This is a genomic window from Microbacterium sp. ZOR0019, from assembly GCF_000800925.1.
GTDB classification, from domain to species: domain Bacteria; phylum Actinomycetota; class Actinomycetes; order Actinomycetales; family Microbacteriaceae; genus Microbacterium; species Microbacterium aurugineum.
Map to the genome: position 1 here is coordinate 1 of NZ_JRKC01000073.1, position 21969 is coordinate 21969.

Below are 21969 nucleotides of genomic sequence, written 5' to 3' on the forward strand. Positions count from 1 at the left end.
CGTCCTCGGCGGCGGCGTACCCTGCGGCGACATCGTCCGCGGCAGCGTCCGCGGCAGCGTCCGCGGCGGCATCGGCTGCGTCTGCGGCGGCCTCCGTTGCCGCGGCGTCGTCGCTCGAAGACCCGGTGAGCTCGTCGGCCTCCGGAGCAGCGGGCTCCGTCAGCGCATCCGCGGCGTCAGCCGGGAGATCGAGGGCAGGTACGTTGTTGTCATTGTTCTCATCGGCCATCTCTGGCTTACTCCCTGCACGGAGCACTGGGTGCTCCATGAAATCTCATGCGGTACCCGCGGGTTCCGCGAACTCACTCGGTGTGCGACCGGCTCATGGCTCTGATCGCGTGGGGCATAGGACCCCGAAGTCTGCGTCGACGCGTGTCGCGGCGGGGCCGTTCATCGCGTCACAGGCCATTATCGCACCAAGTGGCCCCGTTCATGGCATCAGGTCGTGACCAGCGCGTTTTCTCCGGCCTGTTGTCGTCCTATCCATAGCCGCCGCTGAGATAATCGCCCGTATGAGCAAGCAGCGCACCCGCCCCGTCTTCTATGCCGTGTGGTTGATCATCGCGAGCGTCATCGGGTGGTTCGCCGCTTTCGAGCTGACCGTCGAGAAGTTCGCACTGCTGGAGAACCCGAAGGAAGCCCTCGCCTGCGACCTGAGCCCCTTCATCCAGTGCAGCACGAACCTGGAGTCGTGGCAGGGATCGGTCTTCGGCTTCCCCAATCCGATCATGGGCCTCACCGGATGGATGGCGCCCCTGGTGGTGGGCGTCGCGATCCTCGCCGGCGCACGGTTCCCCCGCTGGTTCTGGGCGGCGTTCGGACTCGGCATCACGTTCGCCTTCGGCCTCGTGTGCTGGCTCATCGGCCAGAGCCTCTACGACCTTTTCGTCCTCTGCCCTTGGTGCATGGTCACGTGGGCGGTCACGATCCCCACCTTCTTCGCGACGATGGTCCATCTGACCCGCAACGGCACGTTCACCCGGAACGAGAAGGTCATGGCCCGCGCCGACACGCTCATGCCGTGGGTGCCGCTCGCCACGATCGTCGCCTATGCGCTGATCATCCTCCTTGCACAGCTCCAGGGGCTCGACTTCCTGGGCGAGATGAGCAGGATCCTCTTCTGATCCGCGGTCTCCGCAGACGAGAAGCCCGCCCGCCGAGATTCGGCGGGCGGGCTTTTCGTCGGCGTGCGAGCGGACGGACTCAGTCGAACCAGATGCCGAGCTCGCGTGCCGCCGACTCAGGGCTGTCCGAACCGTGCACGAGGTTCTGCTGCACGGGGAGTCCCCAGTCGCGGCCGAAGTCTCCGCGGATCGTGCCGGGCGCGGCGGTCGTCGGGTCGGTGGTTCCCGCGAGCGAGCGGAATCCTTCGATCACACGGTTGCCCGCGAGGCGGATCGCGACGGACGGGCCGGAGAGCATGAACTCGAGCAGCGGCTCGTAGAACGGCTTGCCCTCGTGCTCGGCGTAGTGCTCGGCGAGAAGGTCGCGGTCGGGCTCCACCAGGCGGATGTCGACGAGGGCGTACCCCTTCGCCTCGATGCGGGCGAGGATCGCGCCGGTGAGGCCGCGGGCGACGCCATCGGGCTTGACGAGGACGAGGGTTTCTTCGGTGGCCATGTCATTCACTCTCTGTCTGAGTCTCGGTCGTGGGCGCGGCGGAACGTCGTGCGTCCAATCGAGCCCCTCCGATGGTCGCATACGCCCACATGCCGCCGAAAATCAGGACGACCAGCAGGATCGCCGGCACGAAGAACGCGGACAGGGCGACGAGTGCCTGGACAACCCATCCGGCGGTGAGTGCCCACGGCTTCGTGATCATGCCGGCGATGAGGATGCATACGAGCGCGAGGACCGCCCCGCCGACGATCCCCCACCACTGCTCGATGCCCTCGGGAAGCTGTCGCAGCCCGAAGATCGTGAGCCCGACCAGGAACACCACGATCGCCTCGAACCCCAGCACGACGGGCGCGAGCTTCTGCACGAGGGTGCGCGGCGGCCGAGGCGAGCGCGCGGCAGGCGCATCGGCGGTCATGCGCGCCACCCCGACTTCCAGTCCTCTTCCTCGGCCAGGGCGATCGCCTCGCCGGCGAGCACGACGGAACCCGCGATGATCACGGCACGACGATCGGAGGATGCGGCCCACTCCCGGGCGGCGTCGGCGGCGTCGGCGAGCGAATCGTGCACGGTCGCGCGCTGGCCGGTCTGCTCGACGAGGTCGGCGATCGCATCCGCGTCGCTCGCGCGATCGGACTCCGGAGCCGTGGCGAACACGTGCGCGGCCCGTGGTGCCAGCTCCGCGACGATGCCTGCGGCGTCCTTGTCGGCGAGTACGCCGAGCACCAGACCCCACTCATCGAAGTCGAAGCTGTCGTCCAGAGCCTGCGCGAGCGCCTTGGCACCGTGCGGGTTGTGGGCGGCATCGACGATCACGGTCGGCGCGATGCCGAGCAGCTGCAACCGGCCGGGCGAGGTCGTGCCCTGCAGGCCGTCGGAGATGATGTCAGGGGCGATCGCCTGAGACGCACCGCCGATCAGCGATTCGACGGCGGCGACGGCGAGCGCGGCGTTGTGACCCTGGTGAGCGCCGTACAGCGGGAGGTACTCCTCGGCGTATTCCCCGGCCAGTCCCCGGACGCTGAGCAGCTGTCCGCCCACCGCGAGCTTCTGCTCGGTGAGGCCGAACTCCTCGCCCTCGAACGCGATGGTCGCGTTGCGCTCGGCCGCCACTCGGCGCAGGACCTCGGCGGCCTCCGGGGGCTGCTGCGCGGATACGACCGCGGCACCTTCCTTGATGATGCCGGCCTTGGTCTGCGCGATCTCCGCGATCGTCCCGCCCAGGCGGTCCGCGTGGTCGATGTCGATCGGCGCGAACACCGCGACGTCGCCGTCTGCCGTGTTCGTGGAATCCCACTCACCGCCCATGCCCACCTCGAGCACCAGCACGTCGACGGGAGCATCCGCCACCGCGACGAAGGCCAGCACCGTGAGCAGCTCGAAGAACGTCAGCGGCGCGTCTCCCGCGGCCTCGAACTCGGCGTCGACGATGTCGACGAACGGCTCGATCTCGTCCCACGCATCCGCCACCGCCTCGTCGGAGATCGGCTCTCCGTCGATCATGATCCGCTCCGTGAAGCGCTCGAGGTGCGGGCTGGTGAACAGACCCGTCCGCAAGCCGTGCGCGCGGAGGAGGCTCTCGATCATCCGTGCCGTCGACGTCTTGCCGTTCGTGCCGGTGAGGTGCACCACGCGGTAGGTGCGCTGCGGGTCGTCGAGGAACGCGAGGATGCGCGCGGTGCGCTCCTTGCGAGGCTGCACCCACCGCTCGCCCGCCCTGCTCAGCAGCGCGTCGTAGACGGCATCCGCCCGTTCCCTGTCACTCATGCGCCTGCTCCGATCCTGGTGACGGCGATCGTGAAGTCGCCACGGTTGGCGTAGGTCCCGCTCGGGATGTCCGCCGTGAACTCGGCCGCGGGGAGCACGGCGTCGTCACGGTGGAGCGCGTGCTCCAACGCGAGGGTCTCCCCCGCGACATCGGCGACCTCGAAGGCGGCTGCCACCGCATCCGCGTCCTCGGCACTCGCGAAACGCAGTTCCAGTCGGATGCGGTCGCTGACGTCGAAGTCCGCGTTCTTGCGGGTCTCCTGCACGGCGCGGATGACGTCGCGGGCCAGTCCTTCGGCCTCGAGGTCGGGCGTCGTCTGCGTGTCGAGCAGGACGAACCCTCCGCTCGGGACGATCGCGAGCGCTTCGCCGTCGGGACGACCCGTCGTCTCGAGCACCAGCTCGTACTCCGCCGGCTCCAGCGCGATGCCGCCGGCGATGACCACGCCGTCCACCTCGTTCCAGTCGCCCGAGCGTGCGGCCTGGATCGCCTTCTGCACGTCCTTGCCGAGGCGCGGACCGGCCGCGCGAGCGTTCACACTCAGTCGGTGGTCGATGCCGTACTCGACCGCGGTCGTGTCCGTGAGCGGCACGACCTCGACGGACTTGACGTTGAGCTCCTCGCGGAGGATGTCCTCGAACTGTCCGAGCGTCCCCGCGAGCGGCGACACGACGGTGAGGCGCGCGAGCGGCAGACGCACGCGGAGCTTCTCCTTCTTGCGCAGGGCGTTGCCGACGCTGGAGAGTTCGCGGACCGCGTCCATCGCATCGCGGATCTCGTTCGCGGCCGGGTACTGCGCGTCGTCGGGCCAGTCAGTCAGGTGCACGCTGCGTCCGCCGGTGAGCCCCTGCCACACGCGCTCGCTGACGAGCGGCACGAGGGGTGCCGCCACGCGGGTGAGCGTCTCGAGCACGGTGTACAGCGTGTCGAAGGCCTCACGGCTCTTCGGATCGTCCGTGACGCCGGTCCAGAAGCGATCACGGGAGCGGCGGATGTACCAGTTGGTCAGCACCTCGGCGAAGTCACGCAGACGCGCGGAGGCCGTGGTCGAGTCGAGACCCTCCAGATCCGCACGCACCTCGCGGACCAGATCGCCGAGCCTGGCGAGGATGTAGCGGTCGAGGACATCCGAGGAGTCCGTGCGCCAGGACGCCTCGTACCCGTCGGCGCCGGAGGCGTTGGCGTAGGTCGCGAAGAAGTACCAGGAGTTCCACAGCGGCAGCAGGAACTCGCGGACGCCCGAGCGGATGCCCTCCTCGGTGACCGCGAGGTTTCCGCCTCGCAGCACCGAGCTCGACATCAGGAACCAGCGCATCGCGTCGGAGCCGTCGCGGTCGAGCACCTCGGACACGTCCGGGTAGTTGCGCAGCGACTTCGACATCTTGTAGCCGTCGCTGCCGAGCACGATGCCGTGGCAGCTGACACCCGTGAACGCCGGGCGGTCGAACAGCGCGGTCGAGAGCACGTGCATGACGTAGAACCAGCCGCGGGTCTGGCCGATGTACTCCACGATGAAGTCCGCCGGTGAGTGCGAGTCGAACCACTCCTGGTTCTCGAACGGATAGTGCACCTGCGCGTACGGCATCGATCCCGAGTCGAACCACACGTCGAAGACGTCCTCGATACGGCGCATCGTGCTCTTGCCCGTCGGGTCGTCCGGATTCGGACGCGTCAGGTCGTCGATGTAGGGACGGTGCAGGTCGATCTCGCCCTCGGGGTTGCGCGGCAGCGTCCCGAAGTCCCGCTCGAGATCCTCCAGGGATCCATAGGCGTCGACGCGCGGATACTCCGGATCATCGCTCTTCCAGATCGGGATCGGAGAGCCCCAGTAGCGGTTGCGGCTGATCGACCAGTCGCGGGCGCCCTCGAGCCACTTGCCGAACTGTCCGTGCTTGACGTTCTCGGGCACCCAGGTGATCTGCTCGTTGTTCGCGAGCAGGTCGTCCTTGATGTCGGTCACCCGGATGAACCAGCTCGACACGGCCTTGTAGATCAGGGGGTTCCGGCAGCGCCAGCAGTGCGGGTACGAGTGCTCGTAGCTCTGGAGCCGGATGAGGCGGCCGTTCTCCCGGATCAGGCGCACCAGCGGCGTGTTCGCCTCCATCCACAACTGACCCGCGACATCGGTGACGTTCGGGAGGAACCGGCCACCGTCGTCCAGCGAGAGGATCGTGGGGATGCCGGCAGCGCCCGCGACCCGCTGGTCGTCTTCACCGTAGGCCGGAGCCTGGTGGACGATGCCCGTGCCGTCGCTCACGGTGACGTAGTCGTCGACCAGGATCCGCCAGGCGTTCTCGGTGCCGTAGGTCTCGGCGTCGGCGTAGTAGTCGAAGAGGCGGTCGTACGTGACGTCCTGCAGCTGCGCGCCACGCACGGTCGCGTCCACCGCGGCGAGCGCGTCCTCCGTGCTCTCGTAGCCGAGGTCCTTGGCATAGCCACCGAGGAGGTCACGGGCGAGGAGGTAGCGATGTGCGGACGACTCGATGGCGGCGTCCTCGGTCCCCGCCGTCTGATGGACGTCGGCGGCACCTGCCGGCCCCGCGGGGAGCACCACGTACTCGATGTCTGGACCGACGGCGAGCGCGACGTTGGTCGGCAGGGTCCAGGGCGTGGTCGTCCAGGCGAGGGCGCGGACGCCGGTGAGTCCGAGCGCCTCGGCCTTGGCTCCCGTGAGCGGGAAGGTCACCGTGACGGACGGATCCTGGCGCATCTGGTACACGTCGTCGTCCATGCGCAGCTCATGGGCGCTGAGCGGCGTCTCGTCTCGCCAGCAGTACGGCAGGACGCGGTATCCCTCGTACGCGAGGCCCTTGTCGTACAGGGTCTTGAACGCCCAGAGCACGCTCTCCATGTACCCGAGGTCGAGCGTCTTGTAGCCGCGGTCGAAGTCGACCCAGCGCGCCTGGCGGGTGACGTAGTCCTGCCACTCGCGCGTGTACGTGAGCACCGAGTCCTTCGCCTTCGCGTTGAAGACGTCGATGCCCATGTCCTCGATCTCCGACTTCTCGGTGATGCCGAGCTGCTTCATGGCCTCGAGCTCGGCCGGCAGACCGTGGGTGTCCCATCCGAAGACCCGATCGACCTTGTGGCCGGTCATGGTCTGGAAACGCGGGAAGACGTCCTTGGCGTAGCCGGTCAGGAGGTGCCCGTAGTGCGGCAGGCCGTTCGCGAACGGCGGACCGTCGTAGAACACCCATTCCGGTGCGCCCTCACGCTGCTCGATCGAGGCGCGGAAGGTGTCGTCGGATTTCCAGAACGCGAGCACCTCTTCCTCGATCTGCGGGAAGCGGGGGCTGGGCGCGACGGAGTCGGCGGCGGGGCCGAAGGAGGAACGGGGGTAGGTCATCGTGTCTCGCAGTGTTCGTCGTGGCGGATGCTCCTGCGAGGACGACCCTCGCGGACCGCGGTACCACCTCGCGTGCCACGCCGTGCGACGCGACCACTCTCACTGCGGCTGTGACGGGCCTGCCCCGCTCGGTTCTACTGAGCGCCGCCCGGGGGCCGCACCGTTCTTCCGAGAGCTCCCCGGTGATGGCCGGATCGATGCTCGTCCCTCCAGTGTACGCGGCATCCGACCTCCGACGCTGTCCGTGGCAGCACCTACCCTCGAAGGATGGCCCGCACCTCGGAATCACCGGCCCCGCCCCGCGTGACCGCTCCCGACCTCCCGTCCGTCCTCGAGCAGGCCGCCGCTGCGCGCAGTGCCGACATCCTGGGGTCGACCCTCGAGCTCACCGGCACCGTCGACCTCGCCTACGCGACGCTCGAACAGTGCGCCGTGAGGGCCGATGCCGACGCCGTCGATCTCACCGGAGCGACCGTCATCGACGTCGACTTGACGGGCGCGCGGATCGCCTCACTCCGCCTGCGTGACGCCGGAGTGCGGCGGATGCGGATCAGCGGAGGACGCATCGGCACACTCGACCTGAGCGAGGCGCGTATCTCGGAACTCGACCTGCGCGACGTGCGCATCGACTACCTGAACCTCGGCGCGTCGAAGGTCCTCGACCTCGAGATCTCGGAGTGCACCATCCGCACGATCGACATGCCCCAGGCCGAGCTCACCCGCGTGCGGTTCACCGCCACGTCGACCGAGGAGGTCGATTCCCGAGGCATGCGGGCGAAAGACCTCGATCTGCGCGGCCTCGACGCCGTCGCGTTCCTCGATGCCAACAGCCTCCGCGGGGCCACCCTCACCTCGTTCCAGGTGCAGCAGCTCGCTCCGGTGATCGCGGCGGGCATCGGCATCCAGATCAAGGACTGACGGCCGGTCAACGATCGGCAGCGCCGCCGGCATCGAGCAGCTCCCGAGTGAACGGGTGCTGAGGCGTCGCGAACACCGCCGCGGTGGTGCCCTGCTCGACGATCCACCCGTCCTGCATCACCAGCACCTCGTCTGCGACCGCTCCGACCACGTCGAGGTCGTGCGAGACGAAGATCATCGTCAGCTGCCGTTCCTGCTGCAACCGTGCGAGCACCCGCAGCACCCGCTCCCGCACCGACGGATCGAGCGCCGAGACGGGTTCGTCGAGCACGAGCACCTGCGGATCCGCGGCGAGCGCCCTCGCGATGGCCGCGCGTTGCCGCTGCCCGCCGGAGAGCGCGCTCGGACGCCGCTCGGCGAGTTCCGGGGCGAGGTCGACCTCGGCGAGGAGCCGGGCTACGCGCGCCGGCCGCTGAGCGCGAGGCACTCCCCCGGCTTCCAGCGCCTCACGCAGCGAACGGCCGATCGTCCAGCGCGGGTCGAAAGCCCCGAGCGGATTCTGGTGCACGAGCTGCACCCTGCGCTCCGTGGTCCACTGCAGAGAGCCGGAGTCCGGTGCGTCGACGCCGACGATCATGCGGGCCAGCGTCGTCTTGCCCGACCCCGATTCGCCGACGACGCCGAGCGTCCGCCCGTCCTTCAGCGTGAACGAGGCGTCGATGACCGCAGGCACCGTGCCGAAGCTCCGTGACACCCCGTCCGCGATCAGCACCGGCGGCGAGTCGGCGGGGACCGAGGCTCGCGGTTCGTGGATCGTGGCCGCGAGGAGCTGCTTCGTGTACTCGTGCCGTGGATTCTCGAGCACCTCGGCCACCGGCCCGGACTCCACGATGACGCCGCCCCTCATCACCAGGACGCGGTCGGCGATCCGGCGGACGGCCGCGAAGTCATGACTGATGAACACGAGAGCTGTTCCGGCATCCGTGATCTCGCGCAGCAACCCGAGGATCCGCGCCTGCACGGTCGCGTCGAGAGCGGTCGTCGGCTCATCCGCCACCAGCACGGCCGGAACCGCAGCGAGCGCGGAAGCGATGAGCGCGCGCTGCCGCAGGCCCCCGGAGAGTTCGTGCGGGTGCTGGCGGGCACGGCGGTCGGGATCCGGCATCCACACCTTCCGCAAGAGATCCCGCACCCGAGCCGCCCGCGCCGCGCGTCCGCGGACGAGCCGATGAAGGAGCAGCGGCTCGGCGATCTCGGTCCCGATCCGTCGCAGAGGATCGAGAGAGACCAGTGCATCCTGGGAGACGAGGGCGATCCCGGCGCCGCGCACCGCACGCCACGCGTGCTCCGTGAGCCCGGCGGTGTCCGTGCCGTCCACGATGAGCTCATCCAGCGCGACGTCGGCCTCCGCGGGATTCAGACCCAGCAGTGCGCGTGCCGTGACGGACTTGCCCGCCCCGGACTCCCCCACGATCGCGATGCACTCTCCGCGGTCGACGGTGAAGGACACGTCGTCCACGACCGGCTCACCCTCGAAGGAGATGCGCAGACCCCGCACCTGCAGTGCAGCGCTCATGCCGTCCTCCCGTCTCCGCGCGCGCGGAGGATGCGCCCGACGACGGTCGCCGAGACGACGGTGAGGGTGATCGCGATGCCGGGGAAGACCGAGATCCACCATGCCTGCCCGAGCACGTTGCGGCCGCCCGCCAGCATCAGTCCCCATTCCGGTGTCGGCTCGGACGGCCCGAGCCCGAGGAAGCTGAGCCCCGCCGCGGCGAGGATGCTCGACCCGATGCCGATCGTCGCCAGCACGCTCAGCGCCCCGAGCACACCGGGAGCAACGTGCCGCAGGAAGGCCGTCGCTCGCGGCACCCCGAGGATGCGCGCAGCCTCCACGTGCTCAGCGGCCCGGAGGGTCTGCGTCTGCACCCGTGCCAGTCGGATGTACACGGGAACCGCCGCCAGCGTCACCGCGATCGCGATGTTCACCGTCCCCGGGCCGAGGACCGCGACGACGACGAGCGCCACGAGGAACTCGGGAAAGGCCATCAGGATGTCGTTCACCCGCATCACGGTGGCGTCGACGCCCCGCGGCGCGACCCCCGCGAAGGCTCCGAGGAGCAGCCCGACCGTGAGGGCGACGACGGTCGCGAGCAGTCCGATGCCGAGGGAGCGTCCGGCTCCGTACACGACCCGGGAGTAGACGTCGCGCCCGCTCTGGTCAGTGCCGAACAGGTGTTCCGTGCTCGGCGGGAGCAGGGCGGAGCGCACCTCCGTCTGGAGAGGGTCGTGGGTCGCGAGGGCAGCGGGCCAGAGCGCCGAGAACGCGATCACGGCGAGGACGGCGACGGCGGCCCACAGCAGCACGCGTTGCGCCCGCTTCATCGGGTGCCTCGACGGGTGCCTCGCGACGGAGCCGCGACCACCCGGGGATCGATAAGCGGATGCACGAGCTCGACGACGAGGTTCACCACGACGAACGCCAGGGCGCTCAGCAGGATGATGCCCGTGATGACGGGAAGATCGCGGTCGTTGATCGCGGCGAGCGTGACCCTGCCCAGACCCGGGCGCGCGAACACGGTCTCCACGAGCACGGCACCCCCGAGGACGGATCCCGTGAGGTACGCGGTCAGGGTGACGCCGGAAGCTGCGCCGTGTCTGAGCCCGTGCCGCAGCGTGAACCACGAAGGGCTCGCACCACGGGCCCGGACGGTCTCGGCGAACGGCATGCGCTCCGCCTGCACCAGTCCGTCGCGCAGCACCTGACTCAGCAGCGCAGCCACGGGAAGCGCCAGAGTGATCGCCGGCAGCACGAGGGTGGCGGGGTTACGGGCACCCGACACCGGGAACCAGCCCAGCCCGAAGGCGAAGACACTGAGCAGGACGAGCCCGATCCAGAACACCGGCGAGGAGAGGATGACCAGCTCGATGCCGGCGGCGACCGCGCGTCCGACCTGCCCGCGGACGAACACCGCCACGGCGAGCGCGAGGACGACGGCGATCACGAGCGCCAGCACGGACAGCTGCACCGTCGCACCGAGTTGACGCCCGATCACCTCCGTCACCGGCATCCGCAGCTGGTACGACTCCCCCAGGTCGCCCCGCACGAGCTGACCGATGAAGCCGAGGTACTGCTCGAACGGTGGTCGATCGAGCCCGAGATCGGCCCTGATGCCGTCCTTGACCGCTTCACTCACCTGCGCCTGGGGTCCCAGCATCACCGACACCGGGTCTCCGGGGATCACCCGGAACGCGAGGAAGGCGACGGTCGCCGCACCCCACAGGACGAGCACGACGGAGGCGGCGAGGCCGGCGATGCGGACGAGAGCAGTCTTCACCACTCGTGCCCTCCGCTCAGCCGGTGGTTCAGCCGACCGTCACATCGTAGAACAGCGGCCGACCGTAGAGGTCGTACTGCAGGCCCTCGACGCGGTCGCCGACAGCCGTGATCGCCGAGGGGCTGTAGAGCGGCACGATGGCCGTGTACTCGGCGTTCCACTGCTGCAGCTGCGTGTACAGCTCATTGCGCTGATCCTGGTCGCTGGTCGCCACGGCCTGCTCCAGCAGTGCGTCGATCTGCGGGTCGCTCACCTGTGACGCGTTCTGGAACCCGTCGGTGTGCAGGTGGCTGCGCAGGAGATCGGGGTCGACGCCCGAGAAACCCCAGTCGGTGAGGTCGAAGGTCTTCGGCTCGTACTGCTCGTTGTACGCACCGGGCTCGAGCACCTCGCGCTCGACCTCGAAGCCGATCCCCTTGAGGTCGGACTGGATCGCGTTCGCGAGAGCGGCACGGTCATCCGGCACCGGGGTCCAGGCGATCCAGCGCACCGAGAGCCGCTCGCCGTCCTTCATGCGGATGCCGTCGGTGTCGCGTGCGGTCCACCCGGCCTCGTCGAGGAGTGTGTTCGCGGCGTCCTGGTCGAACGGCCAGCTGCCCTCGAGCGACGAGTCATAGCCCGGGGTCGTCGAACCGAGGATGCTCCATGCACGCGGGAACTGGCCGAAGTAGATCTCTTCCACCGCGGCGTCGATGTCGATGCCGCGGGCGAACGCCTGACGCACCTTCTCGTCGGCGAACACCCCGTACTTCTCGTTCAGGTAGAGCGAGTACGGCAGACCGGGGTACTCGATCGAGTCGACCGTGATGCCGTCGCCGAGGTCTTTCGCGAGGTTCGGCGGGATGTTGCTGGCGAGGTCGGCCTCACCGCTCGTCACCACGCCGGTGCGGACGGCGGCCTCCGGCTGGATCTCCACGCGGAGCGTCTCGAACTTCGGGGCCTTCGTATCGTGCGGACCCCACGCGTAGTCGTCGTTGCGGGTGTAGACGATCTCCTGATCCGGGGTGTACTCGGTGAGTTCGAACGGACCGGTGCCGACGGTGATATCGGGCCCGCCCGCCTTCAGCTTGTCCGCCGAGGTCTCGAGGACGGCCGGCGAGTAGAAGCCCAGCTGCGGCGTGCTCGCGGCCTGCAGGAAGGGGGCGTACGGCTGCGTGAAGGTCACCGTCACCGTGTGCTCGTCGACGACTTCGGTGCCTTCGTAGAAGTCGGCGCCGAGCATGCTGGCCGCCTGCGCGGACGCGGTCTCGGGGTCGACGATGCGGTCGAAGTTCGCCTTGACCGCGGCGGCGTCGAACTTCTCACCGTCGGTGAAGGTCACGTCGTCGCGGAGGGTGAACGTGTACTCGGTGCTGTCGTCCGAGACGGTCCAGTCCTTCGCGAGCCAGGGTGAGAAGGATCCGTCGTCCTCCTGGAACACGAGCGAGTCGAGCACCGCCCGCTGCACCATGCCGGAGACATCGAGCTGACTCACCTGCGGATCCATGTGCCCGGCCGAGAGGTTCGCCCCCTCGATGGACCAGACGAGTTCTCCGCCGTCCCCGTCGGAACCGGGAGTGGCGCAGGCGCTCAGCACCAGAGCGGTGGTGGCGACGAGCGCGGCAAAGGGCAGCAGGCGGCGCGCGGTGTGTGCGGGCATGACGATTCCTCAGAAAGAACGGGTCGGGGTGATCTCATCCTACGGCGAATTTTTGGACTGAGTCGATATGCCAGGTCGGCCGCTCTCCGGGACGCTCGGTAGACTGATCGACACACCCACACTCAGGCACGCTCACACAGTGCCGCATACATCGTTCGAGGAGACCTTCCATGCCTGCATCCGAATCGACGCAGAACCAGATTCCCGACAAGCCCGTTCTCGAAGGCCTCGAAGCGAAGTGGGACTCCGCGTGGGCGGAGCAGGGGACGTACCTGTTCGACCGCCTGCGTGCGGCACAGGCCGGCCGTGAGGGCGTGTACTCGATCGACACCCCGCCGCCGACGGCCTCCGGCAGCCTGCACATCGGCCACGTGTTCTCGTACACCCACACCGACGTGAAGGCGCGATACGAGCGCATGCGCGGCAAGACCGTGTTCTACCCGATGGGCTGGGACGACAACGGCCTGCCCACCGAGCGTCGTGTGCAGAACTACTACGGCGTGCGCTGCGACCCGTCCCTCCCCTACACCCCGGACTTCGCCCCGCCGTTCGAGGGCGGCGACAACAAGTCGAGCCGTGCCGCCGACCAGCAGCCGATCAGCCGTCGCAACTTCATCGAGCTCTGCGAGCGCCTCACGATCGAGGATGAGAAGCAGTTCGAGGCGCTGTTCCGCCAGCTCGGGCTGAGCGTGGACTGGACGCAGACCTACCGCACGATCTCGGACGACACGATCCGTCAGAGCCAGCTCGCGTTCCTCCGCAACATCGAGCGCGGCGAGGCCTATCAGGCCCTGGCCCCGACCCTGTGGGACATCGACTTCCGCTCCGCGATCGCGCAGGCCGAGCTCGAGGACCGCGACCAGCAGGCGGCCTATCACACGATCGAGTTCCCCTTCGCCGACGGCTCGGGATCGATCGCGATCGACACCACCCGCCCGGAGCTGCTTCCCGCCTGCATCGCTCTCGTGACGCATCCGGAAGGGCCCCACAAGCACCTCATCGGCACCAAGGTGAGGACGCCGTTCTTCGGTGCGGAGATCGAGATCCACGGTCATCACCTCGCCCAGCCCGACAAGGGCACCGGCGCGGCGATGGTCTGCACCTTCGGTGACGTCACCGACATCGTGTGGTGGCGCGAGCTGCGGACCACCGAGGACCAGCCGCTGCCGAACATGACCACGATCGGCCTCGACGGTCGCTTCCTGCCCGAAGCGCCCTCCTCTGTCGCGAACAGCGACGCGATCGCCTGGTACGCCGAGGAGCTCGCGGGCAAGACCGTCTTCAGCGCGCGCAAGGCGATCGTCGAGAAGCTGCAGGCGACCGGCGACATGACCGTGGTCGGCAAGCCCTTCAACCACGCCGTCAAGTTCTTCGAGAAGGGCGACCGTCCGCTCGAGATCGTCTCCACTCGCCAGTGGTACATCCGCAACGGCGCCCGTGACGGCGAGCTGCGCGACAAGCTCCTCGCACACGGTCAGGAGCTGGCCTGGCACCCGGAGTTCATGCGGGTGCGGTACGAGAACTGGGTCGGTGGCCTGACCGGCGACTGGCTGGTGTCCCGTCAGCGCTTCTTCGGCGTGCCGATCCCCCTCTGGTACGCCCTCGACGAGAACGGGGAGCGCGATTACGACCGCGTGCTCACCCCAGATGCGGCGACGCTCCCGATCGACCCGACGACCGATGTGCCGGCGGGGTACACCGAGGACCAGCGCGGTGTCCCGGGCGGGTTCGAGGCCGAAGCGGACATCCTCGACACCTGGGCGACGTCGTCGCTCACGCCGCAGCTGGCCGGGGGCTGGCAGCGCGACGAGGAGCTCTGGCAGCTCACTGCGCCGTTCGATCTCCGCCCGCAGGGACAGGACATCATCCGCACCTGGCTCTTCTCCACGATGCTGCGTTCCACGCTCGAGGATGACCGGACGCCGTGGCGCAACGCCGCGATCTCGGGCTTCATCGTCGACCCCGACCGCAAGAAGATGTCGAAGTCGAAGGGGAATGTCGTCACTCCCGCCGACGTGCTCGACGCCCACGGCTCGGACGCGGTGCGCTACTGGGCCGCATCGAGCCGCCTCGGCATGGACGCCGCCTTCGACCCGCAGAACCCCACGCAGGTGAAGATCGGCCGCCGTCTGGCGATCAAGGTGCTCAACGCCGCGAAGTTCGTGCTGTCGTTCCCCGTGCCGGAAGGTGCGCAGGTGACCCACGCACTGGATGCGTCGATGCTGACCGCGCTCGACGATGTGGTCGTCGAAGCCACGAAGGCCTTCGACCGGTATGACGCCGCGCGGGCCCTGGAGCTCACGGAGGCGTTCTTCTGGACGTTCTGCGACGACTACCTCGAGCTCGTCAAGGAGCGTGCCTACGACCAGACCGACGTGGGGCAGGCATCCGCGGCACTCTCGCTACGGCTGGCGCTCTCGACGCTGCTCCGTCTGCTCGCCCCGGTGCTCTCGTTCGCGACCGAAGAGTCCTGGTCGTGGTTCGAGGAGGGTTCGGTGCACACGGCCGCGTGGCCGACGCCCCTCGGCATCGACGGCGATCCGGCGGTCCTCGCCGCCGCGAGCGAGGCGCTGATCGGCATCCGTCGTGCGAAGACCGAAGCCAAGGCGTCGCAGAAGACCCCCGTGTCCCGCGCCGCGATCTCCGCGCCTTCCGTGAAGCTCGACGCACTCCGTGCAGCGGCGGATGACCTGCGTGCGGTCGGCCGCATCGCCGAGCTCGAGTTCAGTGAATCGGAGGAGTTCGCGGTCACGGCGATCGAGCTCGCCCCGGTCGAGGCGTCCTGATGCAGCTCGGTACGCGCTGGGCCGCAGGGTCGGAGGCTCCGGCCTCGGTGCCCGCCTCCCTCCGGGCCGCCATCGCGGAGGTGGAGTCGAAAGGTCTCACGGGCCACTGGACGCTGACGTGGCTCGAGGGCCGCGCGATCGCAGAGCTCGACGCCGGCTGGGAGGTCTTCCAGGACCGCTCCGGCGAGATCATCGCGCGCCCCTTCGAGGACTGACGCAAGACCCCCGTGCAGCGCCGAGACCCCCTGCTGGCCGCGTAGGCAGCAGGGGGTCTCGGCATTCAGCGGGGGCGTCGGCGCGTGTCCGGACGAGTCAGCGGCGGGGAGCCCCCAGCTGCGCGAGCAGGTGGTCCACCGCGCGGGGATCGTGTCGGCGCGCCTGCTGTTCGCGAAGGAGGTCGAGCGCGAGCACGCGCTTCTGCGCACGTCGGGCAATCCGGTGCTCGACGTAGGCCGTGAGGCGGTCGGCCAGCTTCAGCAGCCCCCGCTCGGTCTGCGTCGGCGCCGTCAGGTGAAGTGTCGCACTGGTCATGATTCCTCCACAGCATCGCCGGTCGAACCCTGCACCGCGATCGACGGCGTCGGCAGGTCGAAGAGTTCCGCGCGGAGCGATACCCGCCGCACGTCGGGTCCGGTCTGACCTCGGTAGCGTTCGATGGCACTCTCGACGATCGCCTCGAGCTCCTGCCGGAGGGACATCGCCTGGTCGGGAGTCATGTCGAGGTGGGTCGTGATCGTGATTCCCACCTCGCTCCAGGCCTCGGGCACCTCCGACTGCGGGCGGTTCAGGTACGACATCAACGTCTCATGACGCAGGCGGAAGAACTCCGAGGTCACGATCTGTGCCGCCGCGCGATTGGCCGGCGACGTCATGTCATCAGGCCCGGGCACGTCGATGCGCCCCTTGGGCCGCTCCCACCAGCGCTCTCGTGCGGTGCCGCGCCCCTCGACCTCGCGGATCAGGTCATGGGCGGCGAGAGCGCGGAGGTGATAACTCGTGGATCCGGAGGTCTCTCCCACGAGGGCCGCGAGTGAGCTGGCGGTCTGCGGGCCGCGTGAGGCGAGCAGGTCGAAGATCTTCACTCGGAGCGGATGCGCCAGAGCCTTCAGTGCACCGGCGTCGAGGGTGCGTACCTGCGTCTCGTTCGTCATGCATGCAAAGATACTCTTGCAAAGACTTCTTTGCAAGTACTTCTTTGCAAGTTTTCCTTTGCACTCCCGTCTAGGCCACGGCAGCACGGGCCGCGACGAACGCCGCGACACATCTCTCCACCTGCTCCGGCGTGTGCGCCGCCGAGAGCTGTACCCGTATCCGCGCCAGGTCGCGGGGGACCACCGGGAAGCTGAAGGCGGTGACGTAGACCCCCCGCTCCTGCATCTCGCGAGCGATCCGTGCTGTCTTCGCGGCGTCCCCGAACATCACCGGGACGATCGGATGCTCACCGGGAAGCAGGTCGAATCCCTCGGCTTCCATCCGCTCGCGGAAGAGTGCCGCGTTGCTGCGCAGACGCGACCGGAGGTCTGCCGAGCCCTCCACGAGATCGAGTGCGGTCAGGGTCCCGGCGACGATCGCGGGCGCGAGCGTGTTCGAGAACAGGTACGGGCGCGAACGCTGACGCAGCAGCGCGACGATCTCCGCATGCGATGCGACGTAGCCGCCGGATGCTCCGCCCAGGGCCTTCCCGAATGTTCCGGTGTAGATGTCGACGCGGTCGGCGACTCCGCACAGCTCCGGCGTCCCCCGCCCGTTCTCGCCCACGAACCCGACGGCATGGGAGTCGTCCACGAACACCAGGGCGTCGTAGCGCTCGGCCAGGTCGCAGATCGCAGCGAGGGGTGCGATGTAGCCGTCCATCGAGAAGACCCCGTCGGTCACGATGACCCTGTGCCGCGCATCCGACGCCGCCCGCAGCTGCTCCTCGAGGTCGGCCAGGTCACGGTTGCGGTAGCGGAGTCGGCGCGCCTTCGAGAGCCTGATGCCGTCGATGATCGACGCGTGGTTGAGCTCGTCCGAGATGATGGCGTCCTCCGCGGAGAAGAGCGTCTCGAACACTCCCCCGTTCGCATCGAAGCACGACGAGTAGAGGATCGCTTCGTCCGTCCCGAGGAAGTCGGCGAGACGGCGTTCGAGCTCGAGATGCTGCTCCTGCGTACCGCAGATGAAGCGGACGCTCGCGAGCCCGTAGCCCCATTCCTGCAGTGCCCCGGTCGCCGCATCCAGGATGCGCGGGTCATCGGCGAGGCCGAGGTAGTTGTTCGCGCAGAAGTTCAGCACCTCGGCGCCGTCCGCCGTGATCTCGGCACTCTGGGGGCCGCGAATGCCACGCTCATGCTTGGTGAGCCCGGCCTCCTCGATGGCCGCCAGCTCTCCCGCCACGTGGTCCTTGAAGGTTCCGTACATCACAACTCCGTCCAGTCGAGGATGATCTTGCCTGTTCCCGCTGACTCCGCCGCAGCGAAGCCCCGTCGCCAGTCGCGCACCGGGACGACGTCGGCGATCACACGTCCGATGGCATCGCGCAGGGTCGCGCTCGTCTGGAGCATCGCTCCCATCGCGTTCCAGGTCTCGAACATCTCGCGCCCGTAGATCCCCTTGATCGTGAGCATGTGGGTGACCAGCTTGCCCCAGTCGATCTCGAAGCCACTGCTCGGCAGACCGAGCATGGCGATGCGCCCGCCGTGGTTCATGTTGTCGATCAGCGCCGGGAGCGCCGATGCCGCGCCGCTCATCTCGAATCCGATGTCGAAGCCCTCCCGCATGCCGAGGGCGAGCTGCGCGTCGCGGATGTCCCGCACCGAGACGTCGACGACCTCGTCGGCACCCATCCGGCGAGCCATCTCCAGCCGCGGGACGCTCACATCGGTCGCCGCGATGAAGCGGGCTCCGGCGTGCCGGGCGACGGCGATCGCCATGAGTCCGATCGGGCCGCAGCCCGTCACCAGAACGTCTTCGCCGACGAGCGGGAAGGTCAGCGCCGTGTGGACGGCGTTCCCCAGCGGATCGAAGATCGCTCCGAGCTCCGGTGTCACATCGGCGTGATGCACCCAGACGTTCGCGGCGGGCAGCGCGAGGAACTCCGCGAAGGCGCCGTCCCGCTGCAGCCCGAGGCCGATCGTGCGGATGCACATCTGACGACGACCTGCTCGACAGTTGCGGCACGTGCCGCACACGATGTGCCCTTCTCCCGAGACGCGGTCCCCGACTGCGATGTCGTGCACCGAGGGTCCCACCTCGACGACCTCGCCGTAGAACTCATGGCCGGGAATCAGCGGGGCGGCGATCGCCGAGGCCGCCCAGTCGTCCCAGCGGAGGATGTGCAGGTCGGTGCCGCAGATCCCGGTGCGCAGGACCCGGATCACGACCTCATCGGGGCCGGCGGTCGGGTCCGGACGCTCGACGAGCTCCAGCCCGGCACCCGGTGCGTCCTTGAACAGTGCCTTCATGCTTCCGATCCCACCGCATCCGACCATGTAGAACAATCGCCATCGTCTGCAGTGATCATTTAGCGAATGCTAATGTTTTGCGGATGGAGCTCCATCAGTTGCAGATCCTGCGCGAACTCGGCGCGCTCGGAAGCGTCACGGCCGTGGCCGACGCCCTCCGGGTCACCCCCTCCGCGGTCTCGCAGCAGCTCACGGCACTCCAGAGAGGCTTCCCCACACCCCTCACCAAGAAGCAGGGACGGACCCTCTCCCTCACGCCTGCGGGCGCGGTCCTCGCGGCGGCGGCGACCGAGGCGATCGATGCCATGGCCGCAGCCCGGCATGCCGTGGAGGAGTTCGAGGACTCCCCGACCGGGGTCGTCAGCGTCAGCGGATTCCACAGCGTGGGGCAGGCCCTGTTCGGACCGTTGTTGCGCGAGTTCACGGGCGACGCGTCCGCACCGAGCGTGCAGGTGACCGACGAGGATGTCGCACAGAGCGAGTTCCCCGCATTGACAGCGCGCTACGATCTCGTCCTGGCGCATCGCATGGAGCATTCGGCCCCCTGGCCGACAGCGGGGATGCGAAGTCTGACGCTCGTACGCGAGCCCCTCGACGTCGCCGTGTCGAAGTCGCACCCGCTCTCCACCCGGTCGAGCCTGATGCCGGCTGACGTCGCCGGCGAACGGTGGGTCACCAGCCGCATCGGCTACTCCCCCGACGACGTGCTCCGCGCTGTGTCCGCCGTCGCTAACCGGCCCGTCGAGATCCATCACCGCATCAACGACTACGGTGCCGTCTCCGCCGTGGTCGCCGCCGGCGGGGTGCTCGGGATGCTGCCGCGATACACGTCGCGCAGTGTGGACGACCGGGACATCGTGCGCATCCCGCTCGAAGGGGTGAGCACCCATCGGATGATCGACGTGCTCGCACGTCCGGAGAACCTGCGTCGACGCTCGGTCCGCACGGTCGTGGAAGCACTGCGGCGGGTGATGACGCGCCTGAGCGAAGACGGTTCCTGAGCCTGCGCAGGTCGATGGATAGGCTCGGAGGATGACCGACGCCACGAACCCGTTGCTGCAGCCGTCGCCCCTCCCGTACGGCCTCCCCGACTACCCGGCGATCCGGCCCGAGCACTATCTCCCGGCGTTCCAGGCGGGGTTCGACGAGCAGCTCCGCGAGATCCAGCGCATCACGATGGTCCGGTCGATGCCGACGTTCGAGAACACCGTGGAGGCTCTGGAGCGCTCCGGCGAGTTGCTCGACCGCGTCGCACACGTCTTCTACACCGTGAGCTCAGCAGACGCGACGCCGGAGATCCAGGAGATCGACGAGCAGCTCGCGCCGCTCATGGCCGCACACCAGGACGCGATCACGCTCGACGGCGCCCTGTACTGGCGGATACGGCAGGTGTACGAGCAGCGCGATGCTCTGGACCTCGACGCCGAGCAGCGGTATCTGGTGGAACGTCATCACCGGGAGATGACGCACGCGGGTGCGGGCCTGGATGACGAGGCCAAGACGCGGCTGACCGCGCTGAACCAGCGACTGTCCACTTTGACCAACACCTTCGAGCGCAACCTGCTCAACGACACGAATGACCTCGCCGTCGTCTTCGACTCCGCGGCCGAGCTGGAGGGTCTGAGCAGCGGTGAGCTCTCGGCGGCCACACGTGCGGCGGCCGACCGGGGGCTGGAGGGGAAGTTCCTCATCACGCTTCCGCTCTTCACCGGGCACCCGGCGCTGGCCCAGCTGCGCGTGCGGGAGTCTCGTCGTCGCATCATGGCGGCATCGCTCGTACGCGCTTCGCGAGGGAACGCGAACGACAACCGTGCCGTGCTGACCGAGATCGTGCGGCTGCGCGCGGAGCGAGCGGTTCTGCTGGGGTACGAGTCGCATGCCGCCTACGTCACCGCCGACGAGACGGCCGGTACTCCGGACGCTGTCGAGCAGATGCTGCGTCGCCTCGCCGGCCCCGCAGCGCGGAATGCGCGCGAAGAACGGGCGGCGCTCCAGGCGATCGTCGACGAGACCGAGCCTGCGCCGTTCGCCGTCGAAGCCCACGACTGGGCGTTCTACACCGAGCGGGTCCGCACCGCGCGCTACGACATCGACTCCCGTGCCCTGCGCCCCTGGTTCGAAGCGGAACGTGTCCTGCAGGACGGTGTCTTCTATGCGGCGACGCGGCTGTACGGCGTCACCTTCGCCGAGCGTGAGGATCTCATCGCCTACCACCCGGGTGCGCGGGTCTTCGAGGTGCGCAACGCCGACGGCTCACCTGTCGGCCTCTACGTGCTCGACCTCTACACGCGCGACTCGAAGCGCGGCGGCGCCTGGATGAACGCGATCGTGAGTCAGTCGCGACTGCGCGGCACGGCTCCCGTCGTGGTCAACAACCTGAACGTGCCGCTGCCGGGCGACGGGGAGCCGACCCTGTTGACGCTCGACGAGGTGACGACGCTGTTCCACGAGTTCGGGCATGCCCTGCACGGACTCTTCGCGCGCGTGACGTACCCGCACTTCGCGGGGACGAACGTGTTCCGCGACTTCGTCGAGTTCCCGAGCCAGGTGAACGAGATGTGGATCCTGTGGCCGGAGGTCCTCGACAACTACGCGCGTCATCATGAGACCGGCGCCCCTCTGGATCCCGCGATCGTGGAGCGTCTGCGCGCCACCGAGACGTTCGACCAGGGGCACGCCACGAGCGAGTACCTCGCGGCGGCCTGGCTCGACCAAGCCTGGCACCGGCTCGGCACCGACGCGAAGGTCATCGACGTCGCCGCGTTCGAGGCTGCCGCGTTGGCCGACATCGGCCTCGATGACCCCGCGGTGCCGACGCGCTACTCCTCCACCTACTTCGCCCACGTGTTCTCCGGCGGATACAGCGCGGGCTACTACTCGTACATCTGGAGCGAGGTGCTCGACGCCGATACCGTCGAGTGGTTCCGCGACAACGGCGGTCTCACTCGTGGCAACGGCGATCGGTTCCGCGAGCGGCTGCTCGGTGTCGGGGGCTCCAAAGATCCTCTCGCCGCCTACCGTGACTTCCGTGGACGCGACGCCGAGATCGAACCGCTCCTGAAACGGCGGGGACTCAGCGACGGAATCGTGGGACGCTGACCGCTTTCGTGCCTATCGCGACGATCCCCGCGCCATGCCGATACGCCTCGACGAGGATGGCATCATCGGTCCTCG

At 68.6% G+C, this 21969-nt stretch carries 19 protein-coding genes; 6 read left to right on the forward strand and 13 right to left on the reverse strand.

Annotated features, from left to right (window positions below):
• The coding region (locus tag L978_RS14420) for a hypothetical protein (RefSeq protein WP_047523998.1) at window positions 1–229 on the reverse strand (229 nt) is incomplete at its 3' end.
• Between the two features lie 283 nt (window positions 230–512).
• On the opposite strand from L978_RS14420, the gene L978_RS14425 reads away from it, so the two are divergent.
• Window positions 513–1124 carry a vitamin K epoxide reductase family protein gene (locus tag L978_RS14425; protein ID WP_047523999.1) on the forward strand — a complete coding sequence of 204 codons (612 nt, stop codon included), beginning with the start codon at window positions 513–515 and terminating at the stop codon, window positions 1122–1124.
• A 79-nt stretch (window positions 1125–1203) separates the two neighbouring features.
• Here the strand turns inward: L978_RS14425 and ndk are convergent, their stop codons facing one another.
• Genes ndk through ileS form a run of 4 tightly spaced genes read right to left on the reverse strand, consistent with a single transcriptional unit; the run spans window position 1204 to window position 6731 of the window.
• A complete protein-coding gene (ndk, locus tag L978_RS14430) occupies window positions 1204–1620 on the reverse strand; it encodes a nucleoside-diphosphate kinase (RefSeq protein ID WP_047524000.1) in 417 nt (138 codons plus the stop codon).
• Window position 1621: 1 nt separating this feature from the next.
• Entirely contained in the window at window positions 1622–2035 is a 414-nt protein-coding gene (locus tag L978_RS14435) for a DUF4233 domain-containing protein (protein ID WP_231555074.1), read from the reverse strand.
• The gene (locus L978_RS14440; protein WP_047524002.1) at window positions 2032–3384 is read right to left on the reverse strand and encodes a bifunctional folylpolyglutamate synthase/dihydrofolate synthase; all 1353 of its coding nucleotides are present in this window, start codon (window positions 3382–3384) and stop codon (window positions 2032–2034) included. The genes L978_RS14435 and L978_RS14440 overlap by 4 nt, the downstream gene beginning before the upstream one ends.
• Window positions 3381–6731 (reverse strand): isoleucine--tRNA ligase, encoded by a 3351-nt coding sequence (gene ileS / locus L978_RS14445; RefSeq protein ID WP_047524003.1) that lies wholly within the window; start codon window positions 6729–6731, stop codon window positions 3381–3383. Before ileS ends, L978_RS14440 begins: the two co-directional genes overlap by 4 nt.
• Before the next feature lie 267 nt (window positions 6732–6998).
• Between ileS and L978_RS14450 the strand changes: the two genes are divergently transcribed.
• Window positions 6999–7649 (forward strand): pentapeptide repeat-containing protein, encoded by a 651-nt coding sequence (locus L978_RS14450; RefSeq protein WP_047524004.1) that lies wholly within the window; start codon window positions 6999–7001, stop codon window positions 7647–7649.
• Between the two features lie 7 nt (window positions 7650–7656).
• On the opposite strand, the gene L978_RS14455 is transcribed toward L978_RS14450, so the two are convergent.
• Genes L978_RS14455 through L978_RS14470 form a run of 4 tightly spaced genes read right to left on the reverse strand, consistent with a single transcriptional unit; the run spans window position 7657 to window position 12566 of the window.
• Window positions 7657–9165: a dipeptide ABC transporter ATP-binding protein gene (locus L978_RS14455; protein WP_047524005.1), complete on the reverse strand. Its 1509-nt coding sequence runs from the start codon at window positions 9163–9165 to the stop codon at window positions 7657–7659.
• Window positions 9162–9974 carry an ABC transporter permease gene (locus L978_RS14460; RefSeq protein WP_047524006.1) on the reverse strand — a complete coding sequence of 271 codons (813 nt, stop codon included), beginning with the start codon at window positions 9972–9974 and terminating at the stop codon, window positions 9162–9164. The genes L978_RS14455 and L978_RS14460 overlap by 4 nt, the downstream gene beginning before the upstream one ends.
• Window positions 9971–10927 carry an ABC transporter permease gene (locus L978_RS14465; protein WP_047524067.1) on the reverse strand — a complete coding sequence of 319 codons (957 nt, stop codon included), beginning with the start codon at window positions 10925–10927 and terminating at the stop codon, window positions 9971–9973. The genes L978_RS14460 and L978_RS14465 overlap by 4 nt, the downstream gene beginning before the upstream one ends.
• A gap of 28 nt (window positions 10928–10955) precedes the next feature.
• Window positions 10956–12566 carry an ABC transporter substrate-binding protein gene (locus L978_RS14470; RefSeq protein WP_047524007.1) on the reverse strand — a complete coding sequence of 537 codons (1611 nt, stop codon included), beginning with the start codon at window positions 12564–12566 and terminating at the stop codon, window positions 10956–10958.
• Between the two features lie 170 nt (window positions 12567–12736).
• On the opposite strand from L978_RS14470, the gene valS reads away from it, so the two are divergent.
• Together valS and L978_RS14480 are read left to right on the forward strand one after the other, a co-directional pair.
• Entirely contained in the window at window positions 12737–15352 is a 2616-nt protein-coding gene (gene valS / locus L978_RS14475; RefSeq protein ID WP_047524008.1) for a valine--tRNA ligase, read from the forward strand.
• On the forward strand, window positions 15352–15567 hold the full coding sequence (locus L978_RS14480) for a hypothetical protein (RefSeq protein WP_047524009.1): 216 nt from the start codon (window positions 15352–15354) through the stop codon (window positions 15565–15567). Before valS ends, L978_RS14480 begins: the two co-directional genes overlap by 1 nt.
• Before the next feature lie 97 nt (window positions 15568–15664).
• Here L978_RS14480 and L978_RS14485 read toward each other — a convergent pair whose 3' ends face one another.
• From L978_RS14485 to tdh, 4 genes are all read right to left on the reverse strand, one after another.
• Window positions 15665–15883, reverse strand: coding sequence for a hypothetical protein (locus L978_RS14485; RefSeq protein ID WP_047524010.1), 219 nt, complete (start codon window positions 15881–15883; stop codon window positions 15665–15667).
• Window positions 15880–16503 carry an ArsR/SmtB family transcription factor gene (locus L978_RS14490; RefSeq protein WP_047524011.1) on the reverse strand — a complete coding sequence of 208 codons (624 nt, stop codon included), beginning with the start codon at window positions 16501–16503 and terminating at the stop codon, window positions 15880–15882. The genes L978_RS14485 and L978_RS14490 overlap by 4 nt, the downstream gene beginning before the upstream one ends.
• A gap of 70 nt (window positions 16504–16573) precedes the next feature.
• The gene (locus L978_RS14495) at window positions 16574–17752 is read right to left on the reverse strand and encodes a glycine C-acetyltransferase (RefSeq protein ID WP_047524012.1); all 1179 of its coding nucleotides are present in this window, start codon (window positions 17750–17752) and stop codon (window positions 16574–16576) included.
• A complete protein-coding gene (gene tdh / locus L978_RS14500; protein WP_047524068.1) occupies window positions 17752–18795 on the reverse strand; it encodes an L-threonine 3-dehydrogenase in 1044 nt (347 codons plus the stop codon). The genes L978_RS14495 and tdh overlap by 1 nt, the downstream gene beginning before the upstream one ends.
• 83 nt (window positions 18796–18878) lie before the next feature.
• Between tdh and L978_RS14505 the strand changes: the two genes are divergently transcribed.
• Both L978_RS14505 and L978_RS14510 read left to right on the forward strand, forming a co-directional pair.
• The gene (locus L978_RS14505) at window positions 18879–19796 is read left to right on the forward strand and encodes a LysR family transcriptional regulator (RefSeq protein ID WP_047524013.1); all 918 of its coding nucleotides are present in this window, start codon (window positions 18879–18881) and stop codon (window positions 19794–19796) included.
• 31 nt (window positions 19797–19827) lie between these two features.
• Window positions 19828–21894 carry a M3 family metallopeptidase gene (locus L978_RS14510; RefSeq protein WP_047524014.1) on the forward strand — a complete coding sequence of 689 codons (2067 nt, stop codon included), beginning with the start codon at window positions 19828–19830 and terminating at the stop codon, window positions 21892–21894.
• Window positions 21895–21969 lie beyond the last annotated feature (75 nt).